We start from the raw sequence: 5326 nt of genomic DNA on the forward strand, positions 1-5326 counted from the left end.
GTAAAGGAAATATCAGGCCTTTCTAGGACGAGCTCTACAGTTTTTTCGTCAATAACCTTAGCCTCCTTAAATCTTTCAAGATTTATACCTGCTGCAGCCTCTCCCTTGGCTGTATTATAGGTAAAGGCAACATCTTCTGCTGTTAGAGCAGACCCATCAGCAAACTTAAGCTTATCTTTTAATTTTACTATGTAGGTTTTTTTATCTTCTGAAATCTCATAAGATTCCGCTAGGTCATTTTCTATGTGAAGGTTGGCATCACGCTTTAAAAGTGCTGAGTGAAAGACCATAGAGTTTGAATGTGATGATTCAAAAATAGGGTTGAAACCTTTTTCTGGCTCAGAACCAATACCTAGTACAAGCTCATCCTTTGATCTTTCGTATGATTTTACCTTCTCACTAGTTTCTGTCTTAACTTCTTCTTTACTTTCCCTTTTCTCGCCAGAACCACTGGAGCAAGCAGTAAGGGCAAGGATAAGGGCCGCGAGTCCAAATATTTTCTTAATATGTTTTCTCATAATTTCTCCTTATTTTTAATTAATTAAATACAATCCTATTTTAGTTTTCAATAAAAAAGGGCATAGAAGTATCCCTTGGGGTTTTCTATACCTTCCTAGTATATATATGTTAACCAAGACTAAACTTTTCATAAAAACTGCTTCTGCAGTCAGACTCCACTACCTGTGGGCCTTAAATTTAGCCTAGATGATTTTTTCAAGCTCTTTTAAAGCCAAACTTATTAACTTTTTCATAGAATAATCACTAACACCTACAATTACATTGTCATCATGGAGAAAGGGTATCAAAATTCTTTTTGCTTTTGATATGGAAACGGCTTCAGCCATCTTGCTAGTTATTTCCCCACACATGGAATTTGTAAGTAGGATGCCGATAGGTCCTATAATAATATCAGCCCTCTGACAGTTTACTATTAGGGCATTTTCTCCTGTGGCAGCACGATTTGCTCCTGCCTTTAGCATAGCACTTGTAGCGTGAGAATTTGTCCCCACACAAGTTATATCTAAGTCTTTATGCTTTTCTCTAATAGATCCGACAAGTTCTTTGCCAAGACCTCCGCCCTGGGCGTCAATTATTAATACATTCATACTAACCTCTACTCTATTTTATAATTATAACATAAAATCGTTTTTTGTTAAATTATTTTTATAAATATTTCTCATTATATTTCCCTAAAGTCTTTACCCTTTTTATTTTTTTAATAGAAAAAGAGCCCTAGGGGCTCCCTTCCAATAGAAAAGAATAAGTTAGTCCTAGTTTTCTTTAGGGAAAACTATAAGGAATTAATAATGAAAAACCTAGCTATTTGATAGCTGCTTATATTATAACATAAATTTTAACTTATGCAAACTATTTCACCATTTTTTTTACTCATTGGTTTTTCAACATTTTTATGTTTTCCTGTCGTTTTCCCGCTATTCTTCGTTAGAAATTTTCTCCACATCTTCTTTTCCACCCAGGAGAACTATAAGGTCATTTTTCTCTATTTTTGTGTGAGGACCTGGATTTATTATAGTCTTGCCGCCCCTTTCAAAGGCAACCACATTTAGGTTATATTTATTTCTAAAGTCAAGCTCCATAAGGTCCTTGCCAACCCAAGCCTTGTGGACTCTCACTTCTGCGAGTGAAAACTCATTAGAAAATTCTATAAATTCAAGAAGATTTGATCCAGAAATTACCCTGGCAAGTCTTTCACCACTGTCAAGCTCTGGGAAGATAATCTTATCTGCCCCAATTTTTTCCAAAATCCTCTCATGGGTGACTGTTGTAGCCTTGGCTATAACAGTAGTGATTCCTGCATCCTTGCATATCAAGGTAGCTTCAATAGATGCTTCAATATTGCTTCCTGTAGCAATTACAGCTATGTCAAAGTTTTTTATACCTAGATCTTTCATGGCATCTTCATCTGTCATATCAGCTTGGGCAGCGTAGGTTACCGAATCTGACATTTTTTGGACCTTGGTATAGTCCCTATCAACAGCCATAACTTCTACGTCTTTTTCGAATAATTTCTTGGCAAGAGCAGATCCAAACCTACCCAAACCTAGTACCAATACATTTTTTTCTTTCATAATTTCTCCTTAACCTATACTTATAAAACTTTCTGGATACCTAATTAGACTCTTTTTCGCCTTCATACCAAAGGCAAAGGCCATGGTCATTGGTCCAAGCCTACCTAGGTACATACAAAAGGTAATTAAAACCTTGCCTACAGCAGATAAGTCTGGGGTCAACCCCTTACTTGCCCCTACTGTTGCAAGCGCTGAAACTGTTTCATATAAAATATCTACTAGGGGTGCACTTTCTGTTATTGTTAAAACAAAGCTTACAGAAAGGATAATGGTTATAGACACCAAAAATATAGCCAAAGCCTTTCTTAATACATCTGTACCGATAAATCTGCCGAAAACTACAGGCTCACTATCCCCTCTTACAACTGAATGGGTTGATAGGAAAAGTACTCCAAGTGTTGTTGTCTTGATACCACCTGCAGTAGATCCTGGAGAGCCTCCAACAAACATAAGGCCCATAAGCATAAGGGCTGTCGAATCTTTTATATTTGCAAGATTTACCGAATAAAATCCTGCAGTTCTTGCTACAACTGATTGGAAAAATGACTCTAAAATTGAACCCTTTACTCCCTCGTGCTGTAAAACTCCATCCCCACTTTCCAAAAATAAAAACATTAAAGTACCAAGAGTTAATAGTAGACCTGACATCATGAGGACAAGCTTTGAATGAGTTGATAGTTTCTTAAAAGACCTTCTCCTAAAAAGCTCGCTTGTAACTACAAAACCCAAGCCTCCCACTATTACTAATCCAGTTAGGGTAATGTTTACTAAAATATCGTCCCTAAAAGGATAGATAGAATCTCCTATTATATCAAAACCTGCATTACAAAAAGCAGAAATTGAGTGAAATACTGCATACCAAATGCCAGTACCTGCCCCATACATAGGGATAAACCTAATAGAAAGTAGGATTGCTCCTAGAATTTCTGTCCCGAAAGTGAATACTAAAACATACTTAAAAAGGACAATCATACCCTCAAGGCTTTCTACATTTAGCTGTTCTTTTAGGATTTGCCTGGATTTCATACCGATTTTTTTCCCTAAAATTAGAGGAATGATAGAGGCAAGACTCATTACTCCCAAACCTCCTATTTGGATTAGGATAATAAGGAGGACGTGGCCGTAGGTATTCCAATACTCTAGGGTATTAACAGGAGTAAGACCTGTGACACAAGAAGCACTAGCTGCTACAAAGAATGAATCAATGAGCTCTGTCGCCTCCCCACTTTTGGTAAAAAATGGCAGGGAAAGTAAAATCCCTCCTAGAAAAATAAGGATAACAAAACCCAAACTCAAAACCATAGGTGGATTTAGACTAATCTTGTCGTAAATTTTGTTGATAAAACTTTTATTCATAATAACTCCTATGAGTTTATTTTACCCATAGACAGACCTTACCACCACTTTATATAAGCCTAAGGGCATTATTAAATATTTGTAAAATTTATTAAAGATTATTTATCAAAGAAATATATCCTGTATAATGATAAAAAAGGAGGATTTATGAAAAAATTTTTACTTAGTCTTGCGATTATTATAGGGATTTTTATCCCAAAAGATTCTTATGCAGACGAATTTAGGGAAATATCTATAGAAGCAAATATCGACGAAAAAGGCATAGGCCACATCGAAGAAACTTGGAAAATCAACGAAACAGACACAGATTATACTGAAAGATACAAAACTATTAATAATCTTAGGGGCCTTGAAATCGAAGACTTTAATCTAGAAGCCTTCGGCAAAACTTTTGAAAATAGGGACCCTTGGGATACTGACCTAGACTTTAAGGAAAAAGCCTATAAGAAAGGCGTCATAAAAAGGGATGATGATGAAGTAGAACTTTGTTGGGGCATATCAAATTATTCAGACAATACCTACAAACTTACCTACAAAATAAATCCTCTAGCAATCGGATTAAATGATGCAGATATGGTATTTTTCACCTTTGTGGGAGATAATTTTGCCCCTGAGCCTGAAAAGATAAATATAAAAATTAAGGGCTTTAAGCCTTTTACCGACATCAAATTTTGGGCCTTTGGCCTAAAAGGTGCCATCCACGAAGAAAATGGAGAAATCATCCTTAACTCTACAGGAGATATCTCCTACACAACAGTCATGGTCAAATTTCCTAAGGAAACTTTTGCCACATCCTACAAAGAAGATAAGTCATTTGAAGACTATGCCAATAAGGCTGTCAAGGGATCAAAGTGGGAAGAAAAGGAAGGTATGGCCTATAAAATTCCTATGCCAAAATGGGCTAAGATCCTGATAGGACTTGCCATAGCCCTTGGACTTGGAGGTATATTTGGAGGAGTTAGGGCTGCCGCCTTGTATTTTGACGAAAAAACCCTAGCAAACGCCAAAGACCTCCCACACCCAAAAGATTTTAAAAATAAATACTATAGAGGCCTTCCTTATGATGGCCACATAGAAGATTTAGCCTACCTTATAGGACAAATCCCAATCATAGGATTAGACCTTGGAGCAGCCTATATGAACGCCTTTATCCTAAAATGGGCCATGGACGGCCATATCGACCTGGGAGATAAGGAACCTGGTTTTTTAGAATCCCAAGCCATAAAAATCCTTTCAAAACCAGAAGATATGGGACCTGTCGAGGAAAGTCTATTTGATATGCTTTATCAGGCAAGCCTTGAGAAAAAAGGCCAAAGAATGACCGATAAGGACTTTTCATCATATCTAGATAAAAATTCAGATGACCTTGATAACCTCTACGACGACCTTGAAGATAAGTCTATCGAAGCCCTAAAAAAATACGGCTATATCAAAGACTACGAGCACGAAAAATCTTTCTTAGGAAGCAAAAAAACCGGCACAGAATTAAAAATTACAGATAAGGGGCTAGATCTTTATAAAAATATCTTAGGTTTTAAATCCTACCTCAAAGACTATGCAGATGAAGGAACAAAAAGCCCAGAAGAGATGAAAAACTGGAAAGACTACCTACTCTACTCCATCATTTTAAATGTTGATGAAAACTTCAAAACCTTTGTAGATCAAAACTACAGAGATGAACCTTACTTCATCTACCACCCATACTACTTCACCAATGCAAATGCATATTCAAGCTCAATAAACGAGTCTTATGCAAGTGCAACTGGATTTTCTAACGCTGGCTTCGGAGGCCAAACATCCGTAGGAGGAGGCGGAGGATCCTTTGGTGGTGGAGGTGGTGGAGGCCGCTAGGTTCGGTCCGAGACCGAAAAATCATTTTT

At 37.0% G+C, this 5326-nt stretch carries 5 protein-coding genes; 1 reads left to right on the forward strand and 4 read right to left on the reverse strand.

Features of this window, described 5'->3' with window-relative positions:
• From Q0410_RS01965 to Q0410_RS01980, 4 genes are all read right to left on the reverse strand, one after another.
• On the reverse strand, positions 1-518 hold a 518-nt coding region (locus tag Q0410_RS01965), incomplete at its 3' end, for an ABC transporter substrate-binding protein (RefSeq protein WP_299032345.1).
• Between the two features lie 183 nt (positions 519-701).
• Complete coding sequence (locus Q0410_RS01970) at positions 702-1106, reverse strand: DUF3842 family protein (protein WP_299032347.1); 405 nt, start codon at positions 1104-1106, stop codon at positions 702-704.
• A 327-nt stretch (positions 1107-1433) separates the two neighbouring features.
• Positions 1434-2090 carry a TrkA family potassium uptake protein gene (locus Q0410_RS01975; protein WP_299032349.1) on the reverse strand — a complete coding sequence of 219 codons (657 nt, stop codon included), beginning with the start codon at positions 2088-2090 and terminating at the stop codon, positions 1434-1436.
• 9 nt (positions 2091-2099) lie between these two features.
• On the reverse strand, positions 2100-3446 hold the full coding sequence (locus tag Q0410_RS01980; protein WP_299032351.1) for a TrkH family potassium uptake protein: 1347 nt from the start codon (positions 3444-3446) through the stop codon (positions 2100-2102).
• A 147-nt stretch (positions 3447-3593) separates the two neighbouring features.
• Here Q0410_RS01980 and Q0410_RS01985 point away from each other — a divergent pair, with 147 nt between their 5' ends.
• On the forward strand, positions 3594-5297 hold the full coding sequence (locus tag Q0410_RS01985; RefSeq protein ID WP_299032352.1) for a DUF2207 domain-containing protein: 1704 nt from the start codon (positions 3594-3596) through the stop codon (positions 5295-5297).
• Positions 5298-5326: the final 29 nt, after the last annotated feature.

Source organism: uncultured Anaerococcus sp., from assembly GCF_937934665.1.
In the GTDB taxonomy this organism is placed as follows: Bacteria; Bacillota; Clostridia; order Tissierellales; family Peptoniphilaceae; genus Anaerococcus.